The sequence below is a fragment of the Lewinellaceae bacterium genome (assembly GCA_020636105.1).
Taxonomy (GTDB): domain Bacteria; phylum Bacteroidota; class Bacteroidia; order Chitinophagales; family Saprospiraceae; genus BCD1.
Map to the genome: position 1 here is coordinate 1507929 of JACJYL010000002.1, position 22258 is coordinate 1530186.

Genomic DNA, 22258 nt, shown 5'->3' on the forward strand with positions numbered 1-22258 from the left:
ATGACACTTCGAGCAAAAGTAGATAAGGTACTCGGGAATATCCTGATCGTAATCATGGCCGTTATGGTGATCAATGTACTTTGGCAGGTTTTTACGCGCTATGTTGTCGGTACCCCCAGTTCATTCACCGATGAGCTTGCGCGATACCTTATGATATGGATAGGGGTGCTTGGCGCGGCCTACGTTTCCGGAAAAAACATGCATGTGGCCATTGATGTGCTGCCTAAAAGATTTAGCGCATCGACCCAGAAAAAAATATCTATCCTGGTCAGGGTACTCATCATCACCTTTGCCCTTGCGGCTATGGTGATCGGAGGATTCAGGCTGGTGTACATTTCTTATCTGCTGGGTCAACAATCTCCTGCGTTGCGCATTCACCTGGCGGTTGTGTATCTCGTCATCCCCATCAGCGGCATATTGATCATTTATTACAAAGTTTCTGACCTTTTAAACAAGCAACCATGAGTGAATATATCCCGGTAATCATATTGATCCTGAGTTTCATTTCCCTGCTGGCCATCGGTACGCCGGTGGCCTGGAGTATCGCCATTTCATCTGTTCTGACCATGTTGGTCAGCATTCCCGCCCTGCCGGCCTTCACCACGGTATCCCAGCGAATGGGCACCGGGCTGGATAGTTTTGCACTGCTGGCGATTCCATTTTTTGTGTTATCCGGACAGTTGATGAACCGGGGCGGCATTGCCCACCGGCTCATCGCTTTTGCCAAAACACTGGTAGGGGCTATGCCCGGTGGTCTGGCCCTGATCAACATCATCGGTGCCATGCTGATGGGGGCTATTGCAGGATCGGCCATGGCCTCCGCCTCCGCTATGGGAAGCATCCTGGGGCCGGAGATGGAAAAAGAAGGTTATTCCAAAGAATTCGGAGCTGCCGTGAACATTACATCCGCCACCACAGGGCTGGTCATTCCTCCCAGCAATGTACTCATCGTATATTCGCTGGCCAGCGGCGGCGTTTCCATTGCCGCTTTGTTCCTCGCGGGATACATTCCCGGCATCCTGACAGGACTGTTCCTGATGATCGTAGCATCGTTTTGGGCTAAAAAGAAAAATTACAAACTAGGAAAACGCAGTTCCCTAAAGGAAACATTTAAAGCTTTTATCGATGCTGTTCCGGCTCTATTTCTGCTCATTGTTGTAATCGGAGGTATCGTAACCGGGATTTTTACCGCAACCGAAGCTTCCGCTGTGGCTGTTTTATACACCCTGGTCCTCGGCTTTATCTACAAGGAAATTTCTTTTAAAACCCTGCCCGGCATTTTGTTGGAATCTTCTGAAACCACCGCTATCGTAATGTTGCTCATCGGAGCTTCAATGAGTATGTCCTGGGTCATGTCTTTCGAAAATATCCCCCAGGATATCAGTGCTGCACTTCTGGGGATCAGCGACAATAGAATCGTTATTTTTCTCATCATCAATGCTATTTTATTGTTCGTGGGAATTTTTATGGATATGACACCGGCGGTACTCATTTTCACCCCGATCTTCTTGCCTATTGTCACTAAACTGGGAATGGATCCGATTCAATTTGGCATTGTCATGGTGTTGAACCTGTGTATCGGATTGTGTACCCCTCCGGTGGGTTCTGTATTATTCGTCGGGGTTGGTATTGCCAAAACGACCATCGAAAAAGTGATCCGGCCATTGATTCCGTTGTTTGTAGCGATGATCATTGCTTTAATACTGGTCACTTATATTCCACAATTGAGCCTGTGGTTACCAGGTTTATTTGATCTTTAAAAATATCCATAACATTCATTCAAAATGAAACAGTTAAATCGAACCAATACAGGCCTTGAAAAACGAATGCCTGTCAAAATAGTGCAGTTTGGAGAAGGTAATTTCTTACGGGCCTTTGTAGACTATTCCATCCAGGAGCTTAACGACAAAGCTAATTTCAAGGCCGGCGTCGCTGTAGTTCAACCCATCGACAGAGGGTTGATCCAAATGCTCAATGATCAGGATGGTTTGTACACCCTTTTTATGAAAGGCATCCAAAAAGGAGAAGTCATCCAGGAAAAAATGCTTATTTCCAGCATCGTCAAAGGAGTTGACCCGTACGCCAATTTTGAGGATTACATGGCTTTAGCCGAGGGAGAAGACCTGGCCTTTATCATTTCCAATACGACCGAATCCGGCATCGCTTATGTGTCTTCGGATACACCGGATATGGCACCTCCTTCTTCTTTTCCTGCAAAATTGACGGTATTTCTAAATAAAAGATTTACTCATTTCAAGGGCGCACCGGATAAAGGCCTGACCATTATTCCTTGCGAACTGATCAATTATAATGCAGATACCCTAAAGGACATCATTTTAACCTATGCGGAGGACTGGAAACTGGGGGAAGATTTCAATTACTGGATCGAACACCACAATAGTTTTCACAATACCCTGGTGGATCGCATTGTACCGGGTTATCCCAGAGATGAAATTGAAGCCTACAATCAACAACTCGATTATAAAGACAATCTGATCGTCACCGCAGAAAAATTCTTCCTTTGGGTGATCGAAGGGGATGAAAAGCTGAAAGCCAAACTGCCGTTTCACCAGACGGATCTCGAGGTAGCCATTGTGGAGGATATGCAGCCTTACCGGACCCGAAAGGTTCGCATCCTGAATGGTGCCCATACGGCCATGGTGCCCTTTTCCATACTGTTTGGCAATGAGACCGTGGAAGAAACCGTGGATCATCCGTTTACCGGACCTTTTGTGCAAAAGGCCGTGTTCGATGAGATCATCGATACCCTGGATATGGATAAAGCTGAACTGGTGAAATTTGCAGAGGAAGTTTTTGACAGATTCCGAAATCCGTTCATCAAACATATGCTGTCAAGCATTGCCCTGAATTCGATTTCAAAATTTAAGGTCAGGGTATTGCCAAGTTTGTTGGGTTATATTGATTTACACGGAAAACTTCCCCTGCACCTGACATATGCTTTTGCCTGTTTGATCCGTTTTTATAAAGGAAGATGGCAGGGGAAAGTTTTGCCGGTGGATGATGACGGGGAGATCACCGCATTTTTCACCTCCTTATGGAATTCGGGTGATTATGACGAAATTGCCACGACAACCCTGGCCAGGGAAGACTACTGGGGCCAGGACCTTAACCAGGTACCGGGACTGACGGCGGCCATGGCTGCCGCGCTTCAGGAAATTGACGCCAACGGGATCCAGGAAGGATTTACCTGTTTTACAAATTATTTATAAACCACCCGAAAAAATTTACCATGTCAAAAAAATTAATCAAAGTCCATCCTGCCGATAACGTAGCCGTGGCACTGGTTAACCTGCAGGCAAACACCCATGTATCGCTCGAAGAGGAGGATATTTTGGTTTTGTCGGATACCAAAGCCAAACACAAGATAGCGTTGCAAACCTTTGCTCCCGGAGATCGGATCATCATGTACGGTGTCCTGGTAGGAAAAGCCAGCAGCCTCATTGAAAAAGGAAATGCCCTGACTACTGGCAATGTCAAACACGAAAGTGAGAAGGTGTTTCATAAAACCGAAACTTTTGAATGGACCCCGCCTCGGGTGGATCATTTAAAAGACAGAACTTTTTTGGGTTACCACAGGGAAGACGGACAGGTAGGCACTGCGAATGTATGGTTGTTTTTTCCGCTTGTCTTTTGCGAGAACAGGAATATAGAATTGCTGAAAGAAGTCTTTGAAAAAGAGTTGTTACACCAGGAGGTAAACCATCACCGGCTCCTCCTTCGATCTCTCGTATCCGGACAAAGCAATCCTGAACAGGAAGCTGAGGATTCAGTGCGCGTATTTGAAAATATAGAGGTGAAATTTATCACGCATCAGGGAGGGTGCGGGGGAATTCGCCAGGATTCCGAGAGCCTGGCCCGTTTATTGGCCGGGTATGTCAATAATCCCAATGTGGCCGGTGCTACCGTATTGAGTCTGGGTTGTCAGAATTTACAGATAGACATTTTCAAAAAAGCCCTCGATGCCATCAATCCCAACCTAAAAAAACCAGTACTCATTTACGAACAACAGCAAATGGGTACTGTGGATGAAATGCTGAAGGTCATCATCAAGGAATCTTATGAAGCCATCAAGGCGGCAAATGCCATCAAAAGACAACCTGCTCCTTTGTCTAAACTCCGTATCGGACTGGAATGCGGTGGTTCGGACGGATTCTCCGGCATTTCAGCCAATCCCACCCTGGGACACACTTCTGACCTCATCGTTGCCTTGAAAGGAACCGCCATCCTTTCGGAATTTCCCGAACTTTGCGGAGTGGAACAGGAACTGGTCAACCGCTGCGTGGACGAGGAAAAAGGAGTAAAATTCCTGGAATTGATGAAAGCCTATGAAAAATCTGTCGTGGATGCCGGTTCCGGTTTTGATATGAACCCCTCTCCCGGAAACATAAAGGACGGTTTGATCACCGATGCCATGAAATCCGCCGGTGCCGCCAAAAAGGGGGGGACTTCTCCGGTAGTGGATGTGCTGGATTACGGCGAATATATCTCCAAACCTGGGCTGAACCTTTTATGCACCCCGGGTAATGATGTGGAAAGCACTACCGTTATGGGCGGCGCGGGGGCCAATATTATCTTGTTTACTACCGGGTTAGGCACTCCTACCGGAAATCCTGTTGCCCCGGTGATCAAGGTTTCTTCGAATTCAGAACTGGCTGCAAAAATGCCGGATATCATCGATATAGACACAGGGGCTGTCATCAGGGGAGAGAAAAGCATTGAAGAGATGGCAGAGGAATTATTGGAATTTATCATCAAAGTGGCCAGTGGAGAGGTAAAAACCAAAGCCATGCTGCTGAACCAAAACGATTTTATCCCCTGGAAAAGAGGGGTTTCACTATAATCAGGAAAGCCCGGAGCGGGAAGTGGATTTCCGGATAAAAAGTTTAGGCTCCAAAATTACTTTTTGTTGTTGTTCCACGGGCTCCTCCAGCTTCACCTGTTCCAAAAATACCCTGGCGGCACACCGGCCCATTTCGGTCGGAAACTGGTCCACAGAAGTCATGGAGAGTTCCATGAATTTTGTAAAGGGTTCATTGCTGAAGCCGGCCACGCAAAAATCTTCAGGGATTCTGATCCCCCTGGATTTCAATTCCTGGATGGCCCCTAAGGCGGCAAAGTCCCCGGCGGCAAAAATGGCGTCGGGTGGATTGTCCAGTTCCATCAGCTGACGGGTAGAAATTTTTCCGGCTTCAACATCACTCTTCGTTTCAATAACATACCGTTCATCGGGTTCCATCCCGTGATCAACCAGGGCCTGGCGGTATCCTTCAAAACGATCCTGATAAATATCCAAAGACCGGTCGCCCGGCAGGTGGGCAATACGTTTGCAGCCCTCCTCAATGAGGTGTTGGGTAACTATATAGGCTCCTGCAAAATCATTGAGCGTAACCGAACTGACCCCTTTAATGTCCTTTTTTCGATCAAAAAACACTAACGGAACGGATTTCCCCAGCACTATATTAATCTCTTGAAGATCCAACACAGTATTACTCATCGACATCAAAATCCCGTCTACCTGAGCGTTGAGGAGGGTATGAATACTTTCGACCTCTTTCTTTTTTTCATCATGTGACTGGCAAATGATGACGTGATAACCAAAAGGGTATAATTCTTCCTCTATGCCCTGGATAATACTGGCAAAAAAACTCCTGTTGATATAAGGCACGATAACCCCCACATTATTGCTCCTTCCTTTTTTTAGCGCCAGGGCTACACGGTTTTGTTTGTAATTCATTTCGTCCGCAGTCTCCATGACCAATTTACGGGTAGCTTCACTGATCTTTGGGTTGTTGTTCAAAGCTCTGGAAACCGTTGCGGCAGTGATGTTCAGCTTTTTGGCAATATCGTATATAGTGGTCTTCTTATCCATCAGTGTTTACTATAATGATCTGTAAAGAAAATAAAATTTGCTTAAATGTAATGAAATTTCAGTTGGAAGACTTGCATAATCAAAGGTATTTGCCTGGTTTAATGCAATCGATTACATCTTAAGCGGATTTTACCTTATCCGTGGGTAACATTCTCCTAAAAAGGGAATCTATCAATTCAATTTCATAACAACATTTCTCCCGACGATGTATATCTTCCGGTATATTTTACCTTGCGTTCTTTTCTTTCACCCCGGGTTGTGGGGCCGGTTTATGGACCTGGAGGACAACACCCCATTTTTCTTCGACAGGAACAACATAAAAAAATCATCTTATTCCGAAATAGGGTACGAACGCAGAAATGGTTATGCCCGGGATTCGGACGCACCATTGAGCATTCTGGAACAATACTAGACTGGAAGAAAAAACCATCCGCAAATTATGATGTTTTGGTGGCTCTTGATGGCAGCGGGGATTATACGAGTATTCAAAAAGCCATTGATGGAACGAAATCCTTCCCTTATGAACGGATCACCATTTTTGTAAAAAACGGTGTATATAAAGAAAAGGTGGTCATTAATGCCTGGAACCCGAATATTTCGCTGGTCGGCGAAAGCAAAGAAAATACGATCAAAACCTTTGATGACCATTTTAAAAAAATCGATCGGGGTAGAAACAGCACTTTTTTTACCTATTCCCTACTGGTGGAAGGCAATGATTCAAAAGATAAAGACGCTACCCGGTTTACCAATCCGCATACCAGTTACCGGCACAACCTGATGCGTTTTGTCATTGAAAGCCGGGAAAAAGGGGCTTATCCATCCTGTTCACTTCCATTGTGAGAAGTAAATTAAACGAATACGGCGTGCTTATCGACACCCATGGCGATTATCCCGTGGTTACGAGGATGATTGCCCGGGAAATGGATGTACCCCTTATCGACCTTCAATATTATACAGAGCTCCTGGAAATTTCCTATGGCGTTGAAGGGTCAAAATCGCTCCACCTGCATTATGCTCCGGGATCACTTCCTTATTATCCTGATGGCAAGGAGGATGATACGCACCTCTCGGAGAAAGGAGCTACAGAAATTGCCCGATTGGCGGTGGAAGAAATCAGGAAAATGAATATCATGCCCCTGGCCGCAAAAATTAAATAATAAAAAAGGGCGAACATTGCTGCCCGCCCTTCTCTACATTTTCTTTGTAAATAAAACTTTCACCAAACTCATCCGGACGGGCCGAAACCCATCCGGATGATGCTCATTTCATTATTTGACTACGATCATTTTCTTCGTAGCAGTGTATTTGTCGGTCGCAACGGTGTAATAAAGTACACCTGATGCACCGAGTGTCTTAGCGTCAAGCATTACGTTATTGTATCCTTTGAAGCCATTCTGATTCATTACCTTAAGCGTCTTACCGGTCACATCCTGTATGGTGATCGTAACTGTTGCATCCTCAGGGAGATTGTAACCGATCTTCGTTTCACCATTGAATGGGTTCGGTGTATTCTGGTAAACTTCAAACACAGCCGCTGTGGCGTCATTTGTGAAACTGATCGTTACATCCAGCAATTCATTGCCGGTATTGTAAGCTTCGGCTCCTGTAATCCTTGAGCCTATGCTGATCAGATCACTCAGGTCCGCTTCAGTTTGTGCGGTGAAGGTTACGGTGAACAACACCTCATCTCCCGACAAGGAAGTTCCGCCAGGTAAATTCCAGCTGGTCGTGATCATGCCTTCTCCGACATAAACCAAACCAAAGTTTTCTTCCTTGGCCAGACCATACGTCATGCCCTCATAATTCAGCGCCGTTGGGTCGAAGTTAAGCGTAAACTGGTATCCCTGGATCTTCGCCAAATCTGCTGCCGTAAAGCTTACACTGTACTGACGGCCTGATTTGACCTTGATATCCTGAGTCTGAATCGTGAACAATCCATTCACATTACGCTCTTCAACACTCGTCAGGTTCGGCGTTGCCGTTCCGTTCACATCCCCGATCTTGGCAGCAATGAAATCCTCAGCCATCATGTTTGCTGACAAATCACTGATGTTCCTGGATTCAGGGAATTCCTCGTACCATGGATTGGAAGGATCAGGGAATACATAATCTGCATCCACAAATCTCCAGCTCGTATTGTTCGGGAAGTCTGTATAGATACCCAGGATCAACTTACGCAACTGTATCATATCCGCAGTGGTGATGGAGCCTGATGAGTTCACATCGGCTGCGATCATTTTGTACGGACTGTCGAGCAACTGTACGCCCAAAATATGTTTGGTTGCCAGCACCAGGTCAAAGGTAGTTACTCCATTCAAAGGATTGATATCCAAATGAGGAGTCACCGTATAATCATACCCATTTTCGACTACATCAAAGACATAGTTTCCAGTTGAGAGGGTTGTCTCAGAGAAAGAAGTATTTCCACTCAGGATCACTTCTGCTCCTTCCACGCCTTCGGATTCTTCCGTCTGTATCGTTCCTGCGATCATGGACAGTATTGGTGCGGCACAACTTTCGTGGGCCTGTACCAGTACATAAGTTTCGCAGTAATCATAATTCGGTCCGCCTATCGTTCCGTCTGGTTGCAGGGCATACGGGTTGTATGCACTATCCCATGAGTAGATGCGGATCAAAGTCGTTGCATCATCGTTACAATCGAGTACCAAACCGGTTTGGTCCGGAGTTGGAATGTCTGTGCCGTTGGCTACATCTTCCGCTCTGTGGATAGAATACTTGATCGGCTCTGAACAATCGGATACCGGACTTGCTATAAAGTCGGTAGCCCAGATTGCCATCGCACAACATCCGTTTGCCTGTGGCATCAATGTTACGGTAAGCCCGTTGATACATACAGGAGTCGGTGCTTTACAATCCACCACTTCGAATGGAATTTCCAGCCAGGTGATGTTATGACATCCATCTTCGATGTGTACTCCAAAGCTGTGTGCTCCCAGTGGATAATTACCACTGATGGTGTATAACTGATGGGTTGCATCAATGGCTACCGGTCCTGAGATGCTTGCAGATCCGTCCAAAATGCCGTCTGCAAAGGCATCAATGAATCCTTCAACAGTGACTACACTCAGATCGCAATCTTCTTCAACGATGAAGGTAATTTCCACATCTCCGTTACAATCTGCTGATTCACTGCAGAATGCGCCATAGTCAGAAACTACTGCCGTAGGAGCAACAAAGTCATAAACTTTGATCACCTGCGTGTACTGCCAGTGTCCCACACTCTGCAATTCATGGTTGATCGTGCTGTTGGCCCAGTGGCCCTGGGGAGGTGTTCCTCCCTGGCAACGGTTCTTACCTACATACGGATTCGTATTGGTCTCATTATTGTCTCTATCCAGGTAGGACGTAAAGATCGGATTGTTTCCGTTCCACGTCGTACGAACGATTACCCATACGTTTTCATCTCCAGGATTGTTGTCACAATCTTCGTCTCTTCCGATCACGATCGGGTCAGACTCACCGTCCCATTCGCACCAGTTGATGACTTTATAGGTACGTAAAATTTTGTAACATTCGTCGCTGGTAGCTGTGTAAGGAACATCCGTTACGTTAACAGTGATCAGATCACAACCAATCGTATTGTAAGCAATCGTATCAGGACTTGGCGTTCCACATTCTGCCGAAGCATCTTTAGGGAACTTGATCTCGTAATTATGAACTTCGTAAACCGTGATCACCTGAGTACAAGCGTTGGTTGAGGTCAGCCCCCAGTCATCCGTTGCACGGAAGGTACGTACTACAGTACCCCATCCACAATCGTTAAGGTTGTTGTTGACAGAAGTCTGTTCAGCAATGGCATTACAGTTATCTTCAGCCCAGGCTTCTCCGAATACTTCGTTGAGCTGAGCTACATCCGTCCAGTCTATGTGTAACAGTTCGTCGTCATCGCAATGCATACTCACACTGTGCGGAGCATGACAGAACGGTGTGATCTTGTCTTCGATCAATACATCTAACCAACACATATTGGTATTACCCGCTGCATCAGTTACCATCAACTCGATGGTTACGAAGTTGTGTACATCATCACAATCGAAGTCAACCCAAGGACCCCATTCACCTCCTGCGCGACGTACTTTGATCGTCACCTCACTACAGTTGTCATGGCTACCTTCGTCAACATCTTCTGCGTAAACGCGTGCGTAACCTTCACTGCCTATTGAGATGTGCAAATTATCGTCACATATGGCGACCGGCGCAATGTTGTCCACTACTGCAAATGCACAGTCGTAAGCGCTGCTATTGCCACAAACATCCGTTGCTGTATAGTGCAGGTAATGATTGCCGTAAATACTCATCGGTACTCCTGTGGCATAAGGTCCTGCCTGGTCTGCTCCGAATGGTCCGTAGGAAGCGATCGTCTGTTCTACGATCTGTGTTCCTGTGACCTGCCCCCACTGGTCATAAACATTGACCTGTGCATGGATCACCACATCAACTGTCCACGAATAAGTATTACAGTTATCTGTCACAATTGGTGCCGCTATCGGGAAAGTTGCTGCACAGTCGAATGGTCCTGTGGAATATACAGGCATATCGCCTGCGCCGTCCCAGTCCGTATCCGGCCAGTTACAACCGATCACCGGTGGTGTGGTATCTCCTACCTTGATAATCTGAGTATAGTTGGTTACCGGAACAGGATTACACCAGTCCACTACCGTCCATTCTCTGACTACTTTATAGCTGTTCTCACATACATTGATCGGATTGCTATCCACAAAGGCAGCTCCGAGGTTGCAGTAAGTTGCATCAAGATCGTAAGTTCCATAAGCAGTGGTCACGGATGGATAACCGGTCACACTTGGGTGTGGGTATCCGTCTGTTGTCAACACCACTTCATCGCTGCATTCCAGTTCTACTACTGCCAGAGGCATTGCTACATCACCAATATTTGGTTTGCGTACACGAATTTCCTGCGTACAGCTTGCCGTCATCGGTGCGCCGGTACAATCAGAATTGTAACGGTCAGCTACCTGGAAGTGTCTGGTGATCACATCGTAACCACAGCCGTCTTCACTTTCTGTCAAAACGTCCCATACAGAAACCCGTACCTGGCCACAGTTATCACCTACTTGTGGTATGCCTGTCTGGCTCAGTATCCAGCTTAGGGTAGCACTCATAGATCCTGCAACAGTTGTACCGTCTGCATAAGCTGTGTAGTACTGTGTGCCGCTGATCAGGATACTTTCAATATCCGTGCAGATGAACTCCGCACCGCTGGTCAATGACACATCGGTTGGTGCAGGGCATTCGATGGTCGGAGAAGTTTTATCTTCTGCCGTCACCTCTCCCCAGCATACCGTGAAGTTCGCTTCCACGCCGTCGGCGAGGGAAATCATATAACCGAAGGTGCCGCAACCGTCGATGGTCGCGCCGTTTTCAGTATTGTCATCTATTACAGTGATTACAAAGTCTTCTTCTGTCAGACAACCCCATGTACCGTTCAGTACCGTGGAAGCCAACAGTTCAACACTGCAATCTGTACCTAATGTTGCATTGACAAAGGCTTTACAAGCCAGGTTGTCTTCAGGAGCTTCCTCCTGGGTCACTACGATGTGGAAATCTTCAGTGCTTGAATTTCCTGAATCATCGGTGGAGACGATACCAATGGTATGGTCACCAGGACCTACTTCAACGCAGTATTCTCCATCCACACCATTGATCGGTGTTCCGTCGACGGTCACTACCGTTGTTACGTCGTCATCGCAATTATCCGTAGCAGAAACGTAGAAACATACTTCCGTCAGCGGATCATCACATGGATCCAGAGCAACGTTGATATCCTGTGAAGGATGAACGATGATCGGTGCCCAGGTATCGGGCTGTGAGGTCACGTTGATTTGGGCATCCACATAGGTTGTTGCTCCATTACTATCGGTGAACGTTGCGTAAAGCAGGTTGCCGTCATTCTCTGCGGAGAACATCGCTGTGATTTCGAGATAACCTTCCACATAGAACCACTGAAGGTTCAAATCCGGTGCAGGCCCGCCAAGGTAATCCTGGATACCTACCTCCCAATCAAGGGACTCAAGTAAAGTCAGATCATCACAGTCATCACTGATCTGGATGGAGAAGGTCGCCGTCAGTTTGTCTTCACATACAGGAACCGTAAAGTTCAGATTGCCAGGAAGAATTACCATTGGTGCCTGGTTCTGCTGCTGGTTGATCACCATCAGTGGCTCTACGATCTGTCCGTCATATTCTATCTGGAACACATAGGTTCCTGCTGTTACCACACCGCAGGCTTCGAAGAATCCTACATTGGTCTGGCTGTTCATATCTACATAAGTGATCTCAAGGCCTGATCCTCCTCCAAGGAAATGCACCAGGTCTGGGTTCACCGGCTGACAATCATCATAGATCTGGAAGGAGTAACATACTTCTGTTGCTTCTTCACAATATGGAATCGTCAGGTTTTCATCTGCGGCAAGGATCACTGCCGGCATATCGGCTACGGCCTGCTCTACAGAGATCTGTACATCGGCAAAACCTGTGTTTCCATTATCATCGGTGTAACTGGCGCTCCATATGGATCCGTCGTCTCCGGCAGATACCGTGACCAGGTATTCTATGTATCCGTCTCCTTCGAAGTTGACAACTTCCGTGCCGTTGGCATTAAAGTTGACATCAGCGGCGGTAATCGTTTGGTCACAAAGATCACTCACATAAACCGTTACAATGATGTCGCGGCTTTCTGCACAATGAGGAATAGTCACGTTGTTCGCTCCCACGATCGTTACTTCAGGATCGTTGAAATCCAATACTTCCACCACGTAGGTCATGGAGGTCACATTGCCATCAGGATCCTTTACGTTGATCGTCAGCTCTGTCGTTCCGGTGCTGAAGTTCACATCAACAAGGTACACCCCAAATCCGTCGTTGGTCACAATCACCTGCGTACCCGGATCGATGGTAGAAGGAATCATATTCACTTCTGCCCATACAGCTCCGTCAGCGGTGATATCGCCATAACATCCGTCGATGGCCTGAACATACAACTGCTGTTGGTAATGGCAGGCGCCTTCCGGCAAGAAGTATGGTCCCATTTGGGTCACTTCATTACCAAGAATATCGGTTACGAATTTGTCTGGTCCTTCGTTATCAATCGCATTGGGAACCTCCTGTACCATCACTACAGGATTTACCTTTGGACGACATGGACCTGTTTCCAGTACGGATACAGTATATTGTCCGGCATCCAGATCGGTATAAACATAAGTGCCTGCAGGGACATCAATATAAATATCTGTTGCTGCCACAGGAGTCGTTCCTCCTGGTGTACTGTTGTTTACAGGTGTTACGGTTATCGTAAAGGTGGATGGTCCACAACTTGGACTGTCCTCAATCGTTACGGTAAGGGTACCATTGGCTTCGTAATTCTGACTGCCCCATGGGCAATCAGGTGCCGTGGCACTCTTCGTGACGATATGTGGATAGTCAAACGTACACAGTCCGTCAGGATTCACATCTGTTGCCAACAGCGGGTTGCCCAGGATATCGCCGATTTGTGGCGTTCCGGGAGCATTCACCCAGCCTAAAGTTGCCTGTGGAGGAATTTGGCCATTGCAACCTTCCTGTACATATACATCATAACATGTTCCTGGCGCAAGGCCTTCTACCATGTAACTGACCTGGTCGCCGTTGATGACGATATTCGGATCATCAGAACATACCGTGATCAATTGTACGGCTTCGTTATTCCAAGGCTCGAATCCGTTGTTGCCAATGGCGATATTCCAGCAGTGTGCAAAAGTATTTACATCAAAGATCTCATTGTTTGAGGTCCAGTGGATTATCGCTGTGGTTTCCATCACCATATCCACCCAAATATCGGTTGGAGGAAGGCACGGTACCATGATACCACCATCAACGGTCAAATCCTGATCGCCGGAAAGCAGGGTATAGAATCCTGACATGCCTACCGGTGAATCGTAATTTCCTGGATCGACATCACTATCCTCAGGATCAATGGTATTGTCCGGGAAAGTGAACACCAGGTACTGGGCAAACCTTTCCAGCTCTGCTGGTCCTGTGATCATCGAAATATCAAACGTGATCTTATAGGTTCCCGGAGCAAGTCCTGTAAACAGGTATTCTCCGTTCGCATCCGTCATCAGCATCGTTGCAGGGATCGGTTGTCCGTCAGGAACCATCATACCGCCCGGAATGGATTCTCCAATATTATTGGTACCACTCAGGAACAATTTGGCGCCTTCAACAACAGGTTCTCCAGGATCCTGAGCTCCGTTTTCGTTCAGGTCGAGCCACACGAAGTTACCAATGGATACAGGTACATAAACACCCGCATCGATGGTTTCATTGCGCTCGCGGTCCATCATCATCACAGGTTCTGTCATACCATTCACATCCGCATCACTGTCGTTCTCATCCGTGGCATCTGCATTGGGTGAGTCCTTGAAAGTGAATACATAATCATTCGCATTACCATCCGTAGCAGTGGAGGTATTAAAATGCACACAGTATTTTTCCATCGGGATCAAACCGATGAATTCGTAAAATCCTGTGCCATCTGTTGTAGTCGTGGCAAGAAGTACAGGGTTGTTCGGATCGGTACAATCGTGCAACTCAACCGTCGCACCAGGTACACCACTTTCGTTTGCATCCTGCACCCCATCACCATCTACATCATGCCATACATAATCGCCCAATGCTGCCAGTGGCTGGTAAAAATCTTCGATCTCACCAAATGGATAAGAACCGTCAGCGTATGGGTTTTTGAAATCAAGTCCACCCAAATCACTGAAACGGAAACGCATGTGTGTTTCGCGGTTCGGGAAGGTAGCGGTAACAGGAACGGTGAAACAGATTTCTGTAATCACATTCGCTCCAGCAGGCATAGTGGCCTGTGTGGTTGGCGTTACCGTTACACCGCCTACTTTGTTCCACTCTATGGCCTCTCCGGCTCCGAAGTCAAGACTGCCGTCAAAGTCAATCCACGCCTGCATCACACCATCGGCAGGGCCGGTGGTCATCACATCAAAACAGGCTTGATAACCAGGAATCATCTCGGTCTTCAAAATTACACCATTCTCATCATCTTCGCAGGCAACACCAACAGGAAGGCTTGACAATCCCGCAAGATTATCATCTCCTTCATTGGCAGGCTCAGGATTCTGAGGATCCGTAGCACTGTAATATCCGGCGGTGTAATCAGGCTGACCATCCAGTTCAAGGTCCACACAGGCACCCATAAACCACAATGGTGTAAATAAGTGTTTTGGTCCTTCCATGCCCGGCATACCTGTATCCTCTAATGTGGTAAAGGTATTCGGTAAATCTCCATAATCAAATCCTCCATAACCAAAGTCAAACGTAAGGTTATCCTGATTGTCAGGGTAACTATTGCCTGGATTATCAGGGTTCGTCATGCCTGGCATATCGTTGATACCATTTTCTCCTAATGGCTGGTCGGTTACATCTACTATGGTAAACAATTCGCCATTTTCGTCATCACTGTCCACATTTTCATCCGTTCCTACGCCTAATAAAGTCGCAAAACGGTCTGTATTTACGGTCAGTTTATAATCGCCGGGAACAAGCCCTGAGAACATATAAAGTCCATCCTTACCGCCCATATTCGAACTCACGGTGGTATAAGTGACATCATCTAATGTACCCATAATTCCGTCCACTCCGGCCCACATCAACTCTACTTCAAAACCGTTGAGTCCTACATCAAGACCCGGATCCTGAATACCATTGTAATTGCGGTCTTCCCAGATCAGGTTACCTACTTTAGCATCAGGTAATTTGTAGTCTTCGACTTCTCCCTGTGGAATACTGCCGTCCGCGTTGATCCCTGTAGATTCAAGTCCACCATCCGGACTCAAGCGGAAACGCATGAAGCCGTCTCCCATGACGTACATCGCATCGGCTGGCACATCAAAACAGACTTCAAGGCCAGTGACTCCTCCATCAGGAATACTCACTCCGCCTCCTGCGAAATCACCGGTGGTCAATTCCTCCGCAGCCATTGAGCCGTTGCCATCAAAATCTAACCATCCCTGGAGAACAGCTGGTGCTCCTGTGGTGTTCACTACACTAATCTCAATACATGCCTGGTAACCAGGAACGATTGGAGTAGTGAAAGTAACACCATCTTCATCATCGCATCCATTACCGCCCGGGTGTCCGAAGCTACTGCCTGTATTATCATCTCCATCCATCATCAAACCGGCCATCATCTCATCCTGTCCGTCGAGTTCTGCATCAATACATGAACCCAAATAGAGTTGAGGAATAATGATGTGGTAAGGTCCGTCGGAGGCTTCAGTTGTTCCGTAAGAATCCGGAAGGTCTCCAAAGTCAACAGCATAGTATCCAGCGTCAACTGTCAGTACCGTATCCTGAGATTCGATAACATAAAATTCCGTCATGCCGCCCATGGCTGGATCTGCATCACTGTCTTTATCATCTGCAACGCCTGCTTCATTCGCTTTTGTTGGATTGAAGTCTGCAGGGGTGCCAAAAGTAATTTTGTAGGAACCTGGCCACAGGTCTCCGAACATATACATACCATCAGGGCCGGTAGTTTGTACCGGTGCGGTGTATGGATTACCCAATCCGTCGGTTCCACTGATCGTCGCGGTCGCTCCCATAAGTGGAGGTTCGCCGGCATCCTGCTGGCCGTTATGGTTCCAGTCTTCCCAAACAATGTCTCCCAATTTTCCAGGGACAAACATTCCCGCATCTACTGTTGGGATGGTATCTCCTGACATAATCGGATACATGCCTGTCATGCCGCCCATTGCAGCATTGGCATCACTGTCATTGGTATCGTCGCCATTGCTGCTCGGGTCATCTGATGCGGTAAACACATAGGTTGAACCCGCTGGCGTGGTAAACGTAATTTTATAACTGCCCGGAGGTAAGTCACCGAACATATACATGCCATCAGGGCCGGTAGTCTGTACCGGTGCGGTGTATGGATTACCCAATCCGTCCGTTCCGCTGATCGTCGCTGTGGCGCCGTTCACGGTAGGCTCACCCGGATCCTGGACACCGTTACCATTTACATCTTCCCAAACGATATCGCCGATTTTTCCAGGTATATACATTCCCGCATCTACAGTAAGATCCGTTTCACCAGACTCAATGGTGTAAAATGGTGTCATACCCCCCATTGCCGGATTCGCATCACTATCGTTGGTATCATCACCATTGTTGCTTGGGTCATCTGATGCGATAAACACATAATCAGAACCCGCTGGCGTAGTAAACGTAATTTTATAACTACCTGGGGTCAGGTTGCCAAACATATACATCCCATCAGGGCCGGTAGTTTGTACTGGTGCCGTGTATGGATTACCCAGTCCGTCGGTTCCGCTGATCGTCGCTGTCGCTCCGTTCACGGTAGGTTCACCCGGATCAAGGACACCGTTACCATTGGTATCTTCCCATACTATGTCGCCAATCTTTCCAGGTAAAAACATTCCAGCATCCACTGTAAGATCTACATCACCTGACTCGATGGTGTAGAATGGTGTCATGCCGCCCATTGCAGCATTGGCATCACTATCATTGGTATCATCGCCGTTGCCACTCGGATCATCTGGTGCAGTAAACGCATAGTTTGAACCCGCTGGCGTGGTAAACGTAATTTTATAACTGCCCGGAGGTAAGTCCCCGAACATATACATCCCATCAGGACCGGTAGTTTGTACCGGTGCGGTGTATGGATTACCCAACCCGTCGGTTCCACTGATGGTAGCAGTAGCTCCATTAATGGTAGGCTCGCCCTGATCAAATACTCCGTTGCCATTGGTATCTTCAAATACGATATCTCCCAATTTGCCGGGGAGGTACATTCCTGCATCTACCGTAAGGTCTACATCACCGGATTCGATGGTGTAGAATGGTGTCATGCCACCCATTCCGGCATTGGCATCACTATCGTTGGTATCATCGCCGTTGCCACTCGGATCATCTGATGCGGTAAACACATAGTTTGAACCCGCTGGCGTGGTAAATGTAATTTTATAACTGCCCGGAGGTAAGTCCCCGAACATATACATCCCATCAGGGCCGGTAGTTTGTACCGGTGCGGTGTATGGATTGCCAAGACCGTCAGTTCCACTGATCGTAGCGGTCGCACCATTAACGGTAGGCTCGCCCTGATCAAATACTCCGTTGCCATTGGTATCTTCAAATACGATATCTCCCAATTTGCCGGGAAGGTACATTCCTGCATCTACCGTAAGGTCTACATCACCGGATTCGATGGTGTAGAATGGTGTCATACCACCCATTGCAGGATTGGCATCACTATCGTTGGTATCATCGCCATTGTTGCTCGGGTCATCTGATGCGGTAAACACATAGTTTGAACCCGCTGGCGTGGTAAATGTAATTTTATAACTGCCGGGAGGTAAATCACCGAACATATACATCCCATCAGGACCGGTAGTCTGTACCGGTGCAGTGTATGGATTACCCAATCCGTCGGTTCCGCTGATTGTCGCTGTCGCTCCATTGATCATGGGTTCACCCGGATCCAATACGCCGTTACCGTTGGTATCTTCAAATACAATATCTCCGATTTTGCCGGGCACGTAAACACCGGCATCCAAATCTTCATAATTATCTCCTGCCGTCAGGGTAACACTTGGGGTGCAACCTGAGGTTTGATCGGCATCACTGTCATTTGTTTCATTGCCTTCACCCGGGGCAGTAAATTGCATAGTTGCTGCATTCGGATGATTCGCAGTTGCCAGGGCAAAACACACGCAGTACTCCCCGTCAATCAGACCGATAAATTTATAAAATCCGTTTACATCTGTTTGCAGGGTACCCAGGTCATTGCCTGGTGCTCCACTTGAACAATCGTGCAAGGTAGCGGTAACGCCCTCTACGGGTGTTTCACCATTATCCTGAATTCCATTGTAATTTTTATCAATCCAAACATAATCACCCAACATGGCGAGTGGCTGTTTGTAATCTTCTACTTCTCCAATAGGCACGCTGCCATTGGCATTAATACCGCCAAAGCCTAAACCACCATTTGGACTCAAACGGAATCGTGCATATAATTCCGTTGAACCGGTAGAGAAAGTTGCTCCCGCTGGCACATCAAAACAATATTGAACATTGGTCACGCCTCCGTCAGGGATCATCGCACCTCCGCCGGCAAAATCAACGGTATTTAATTCATCGTTACCGTTAAACATTCCATTGCCGTCGAAATCGATCCAGCCCTGAAGTTTAGCCATAGCACCGGTTGTATTGACAATGCTTACTTCAATACAAGCTTGCTGGCCGGGCACGAGAGACGTGGCAAAACTGACACCATCCTCATCATCGGAACAATTGGCACCGATAGGCAGGCTGGCGTTAATAGTGTTGTTATCGTCTCCTCCGGTCATCATTCCGGCCATCGCATCCGGTTGACCAACAATTTCAGCATCTACGCAGGAACCTATATATAATGTTGGATCCAGCTGATGTCTCGGGCCGCCCGCGCCATCAGTAGTGCTATAAGAATCCGGAAGGTCTCCGTAATCATTCACCAGCATACCAAAATCATAAGAGTGATCGTTCTGACCGGCCGCTCCTGTGGTTAACGAAATTAAAGCTTCACCACCCACTAAACCTGCATCATTATCACTTCGGTTTGCCAGGCCTGTTCCCACAGCGTCTGTTGAAGTCAAAACCATTTTATTCAAAGGTCCTGATCCTATACCACCACTGAATTGTGTGGGGGAAATTCTTACCTTATAATCTGTAAAAGGCAGCGGTCCAGAAGTAGTTGCCGGTCCCGCAGGATCCATAACATTAGTATGGTTGAAATAATATCCACCTTTGTTGTCTGTCATGGTTGTTGCAATGACATCCATATTGGCATTCAGCAACTCAATCACAACGCCCTCAATACCTGGTTCATTACCATCCTGGATTCCATCGGCATCCACATCCATCCACACAAGGTTTCCTATTTCAATAGGGGCAGCCACCCCTGCTAATTCTATATCTCCGAGTCCATTGGCCTTACTGGGTACAGCTTCAAAATCACCGCCGACGAGTGTTTCCCTGTCATCAAAAATCTCATAAGCAGATCCTGCAACAGGATCCCCGGTAGTGTTATTAAATCTTATAACTCCTCCGGATCTGATATAGATCGGATCCAGTACCACAGCAAGGGCATCTCCTCCTCCCGGTAAAACGGCCAGAGGACCTTGCAAAGATTCAGGGTGTGCAAAATTATCGTCATAATAATCCGCTGAATTCCCATTTGTTATTATGGTAAACATATCACAATTAGGATCTAAATTCGCCCGAAGCAATTCTCCTGCAGTGGCGTATTCCGTATGATCGATAACTCCGTTGTAATTATTATTGTTAATTCCGTATTGGTGTCCTTTTCTATCCAATATACCAATAAGCATATTTCCCTGATCATCAAATTCGATGTCAGAGATAATAGGTTCAGCATATTCTCTGTCAGCTGCTGAAAAATAGCGACTGGTGTGTCCCGGGCTATATCCCCATGGAATCCATGGGCGTTCCCGATTGTAATCAAAGTCAAAATCGAGTTTCAGGCTAAAAACCTGAGTAAAGGGATCAAAATCATAAACGTATCCCCGCAACTCATCCCCAATAGTGTTATAGCCCGATCCAGAAACAGGACTTACCACATTTCCTGCAGCATCTTGTCCTGAAAGCACCACTCCGACATAAAGTTTTCCCCGGTAGTATTTCAATCCCCAGGGCCGGTGTTCTCCCTGCTGGGCATTGGTGCCCGGGTCAGGAACGTCCCAGCTCCGTACGCGTGTGGCTTTATTGGCCATTGTTGGAGCCTCCGGATTGATAGGATCGACCAGGTCAATCTCGTATATTTTACGGTCGTATAAATTCAGAATGTACAGGTATCTGCCGTCATCGGAAATATCAATATCCCCAATGGATACCTTTCCTACCTGATCCCCTGCCGCAACATCGGTACTGGGGGTATTCAATCCGGCAGGTAATCCTCTTTCAGCATTCGTTCCTATATAATCACTTACCGGGCTGGTATTGTTCATTGGATTTGCAGGATAACTTCCTGAGTTATTATAGGTATAAATTCCAATCGCATCCAAATCCAGAAAGTCCGTGGTTTTATCCGTAGCGGGTGAATAAGGATCTATCAAATAGATTCCTCCCGGGCCCTGGGGACCGAAACCACAATGGCGGCGGATCACTGCAGAGGCAAAAACCTTTTGGGCCTGCCTGGAAAATGCTACTCCGTAAAGGGAGCCAACTTCGGCGTTGGTCGCCAGAACGGTAGGAGTCGGAACACCTGCATCACCACTTCCTGTACCACCACCTCCGGTAAAAGCCTGCGGAACACCTGATTCCAAAAACTCAAAGGTCACAAAACCAGGTTCAGTGGCTGCACTCCCCGGCAATAAAGGATCCCCAAAGGTATATAAAGGAACATACACGTCGGGGTTATTGGAAGCCACCCATTGCCCAGGATAATTTATTGCAAAATTAATATTGGATTGCTGCCCCTGGATAAACTGAACGCTGGTTCCATAGGTCTCCCCTCCCAGACCGACAAAATCGACATCATGATCGAGGTCGCACCCAAAGGATGTCGGAATTTCAAATTCAATTCTCAAAGGCTCGCCGGGATTTGCAGCCCGTCCGCTCACCAGGGAAACAGCAAAGTTATAGGTACCATTGGCACCGGTAACCGCTTCTCCGATCAGCTGGTCCTTTGCAGGAAAAGCAGCATCTCCGTACAACTTAACGATGATGCCCTGAACACCAGGTTCTGCCCCGGTTTTCAAACCGTCACCGTTAAAATCACGAAAGGCTGTTCCGGACTGTGCCTGAACTACCGTTGAAAAGAGGGTTAAGAAAAAAATCACCGACAAAGCGGTTGTTAAAAATTGTTTGAGCAGGCTGTCCCGCGATGAATTTAAAACTGCCTTATTTTTATTCGGCCGATGAAAATCATCATGTTTCAGAACAGCTGCTGGATTCCATCTGGCCTTCGTGTTTTTAAGGAAGTCCCGACAGAATCGATAGGTACATCTTTGATTCATGAGAACAATGAGTTTGGTGAAAAATTATGATTTTAAGCTTTTGTTTCCGTCGGCACTAAATGTCTTTGCCTTCCTTATTACTGAAAATCCAGCATCAGGGAAGGCAAACATTCATGACCGGTCAAATCACATTTCTTCCGGTTGGCTGAAAAACCGCCCTTAGAAATAATACCGGGGAAACACATTTTCGAAGGGTCTTTTCCCTCCTTGTTATAAATAGATTGTCTTTTTGAAAAAAAACAAAGCGGAACACCTCAATAAAATTGAGGGTTCCACTTGTGATCATATTTCATAAAAC

Annotated in this window: 9 protein-coding genes; 7 read left to right on the forward strand and 2 right to left on the reverse strand. The window is 47.0% G+C overall.

Annotated features, from left to right (window positions below):
- From H6571_23200 to H6571_23215, 4 genes are read left to right on the forward strand one after another with little or no spacing between them, the layout of a single operon-like run.
- Positions 1-465 carry a TRAP transporter small permease gene (locus H6571_23200; protein MCB9326653.1) on the forward strand — a complete coding sequence of 155 codons (465 nt, stop codon included), beginning with the start codon at positions 1-3 and terminating at the stop codon, positions 463-465.
- Positions 462-1760: a TRAP transporter large permease gene (locus H6571_23205; GenBank protein MCB9326654.1), complete on the forward strand. Its 1299-nt coding sequence runs from the start codon at positions 462-464 to the stop codon at positions 1758-1760. Before H6571_23200 ends, H6571_23205 begins: the two co-directional genes overlap by 4 nt.
- Positions 1761-1784: 24 nt before the next feature.
- Positions 1785-3230, forward strand: coding sequence for a tagaturonate reductase (locus tag H6571_23210; GenBank protein ID MCB9326655.1), 1446 nt, complete (start codon positions 1785-1787; stop codon positions 3228-3230).
- A gap of 20 nt (positions 3231-3250) precedes the next feature.
- Positions 3251-4861 (forward strand): altronate dehydratase, encoded by a 1611-nt coding sequence (locus H6571_23215; GenBank protein MCB9326656.1) that lies wholly within the window; start codon positions 3251-3253, stop codon positions 4859-4861.
- On the opposite strand, the gene H6571_23220 is transcribed toward H6571_23215, so the two are convergent.
- Positions 4862-5890 carry a LacI family DNA-binding transcriptional regulator gene (locus H6571_23220; GenBank protein MCB9326657.1) on the reverse strand — a complete coding sequence of 343 codons (1029 nt, stop codon included), beginning with the start codon at positions 5888-5890 and terminating at the stop codon, positions 4862-4864. It abuts the gene before it with no gap.
- Positions 5891-6095: 205 nt separating this feature from the next.
- Between H6571_23220 and H6571_23225 the strand changes: the two genes are divergently transcribed.
- From H6571_23225 to H6571_23235, 3 genes are read left to right on the forward strand one after another with little or no spacing between them, the layout of a single operon-like run.
- Positions 6096-6302, forward strand: a complete 207-nt coding sequence (locus tag H6571_23225) for a hypothetical protein (GenBank protein MCB9326658.1) — start codon at positions 6096-6098, stop codon at positions 6300-6302.
- The gene (locus H6571_23230) at positions 6278-6730 is read left to right on the forward strand and encodes a hypothetical protein (GenBank protein MCB9326659.1); all 453 of its coding nucleotides are present in this window, start codon (positions 6278-6280) and stop codon (positions 6728-6730) included. Before H6571_23225 ends, H6571_23230 begins: the two co-directional genes overlap by 25 nt.
- Positions 6727-7047, forward strand: coding sequence for a hypothetical protein (locus H6571_23235; GenBank protein MCB9326660.1), 321 nt, complete (start codon positions 6727-6729; stop codon positions 7045-7047). The genes H6571_23230 and H6571_23235 overlap by 4 nt, the downstream gene beginning before the upstream one ends.
- A gap of 111 nt (positions 7048-7158) precedes the next feature.
- On the opposite strand, the gene H6571_23240 is transcribed toward H6571_23235, so the two are convergent.
- The gene (locus H6571_23240; protein MCB9326661.1) at positions 7159-21783 is read right to left on the reverse strand and encodes a T9SS type A sorting domain-containing protein; all 14625 of its coding nucleotides are present in this window, start codon (positions 21781-21783) and stop codon (positions 7159-7161) included.
- Between the last annotated feature and the right edge of the window lie 475 nt (positions 21784-22258).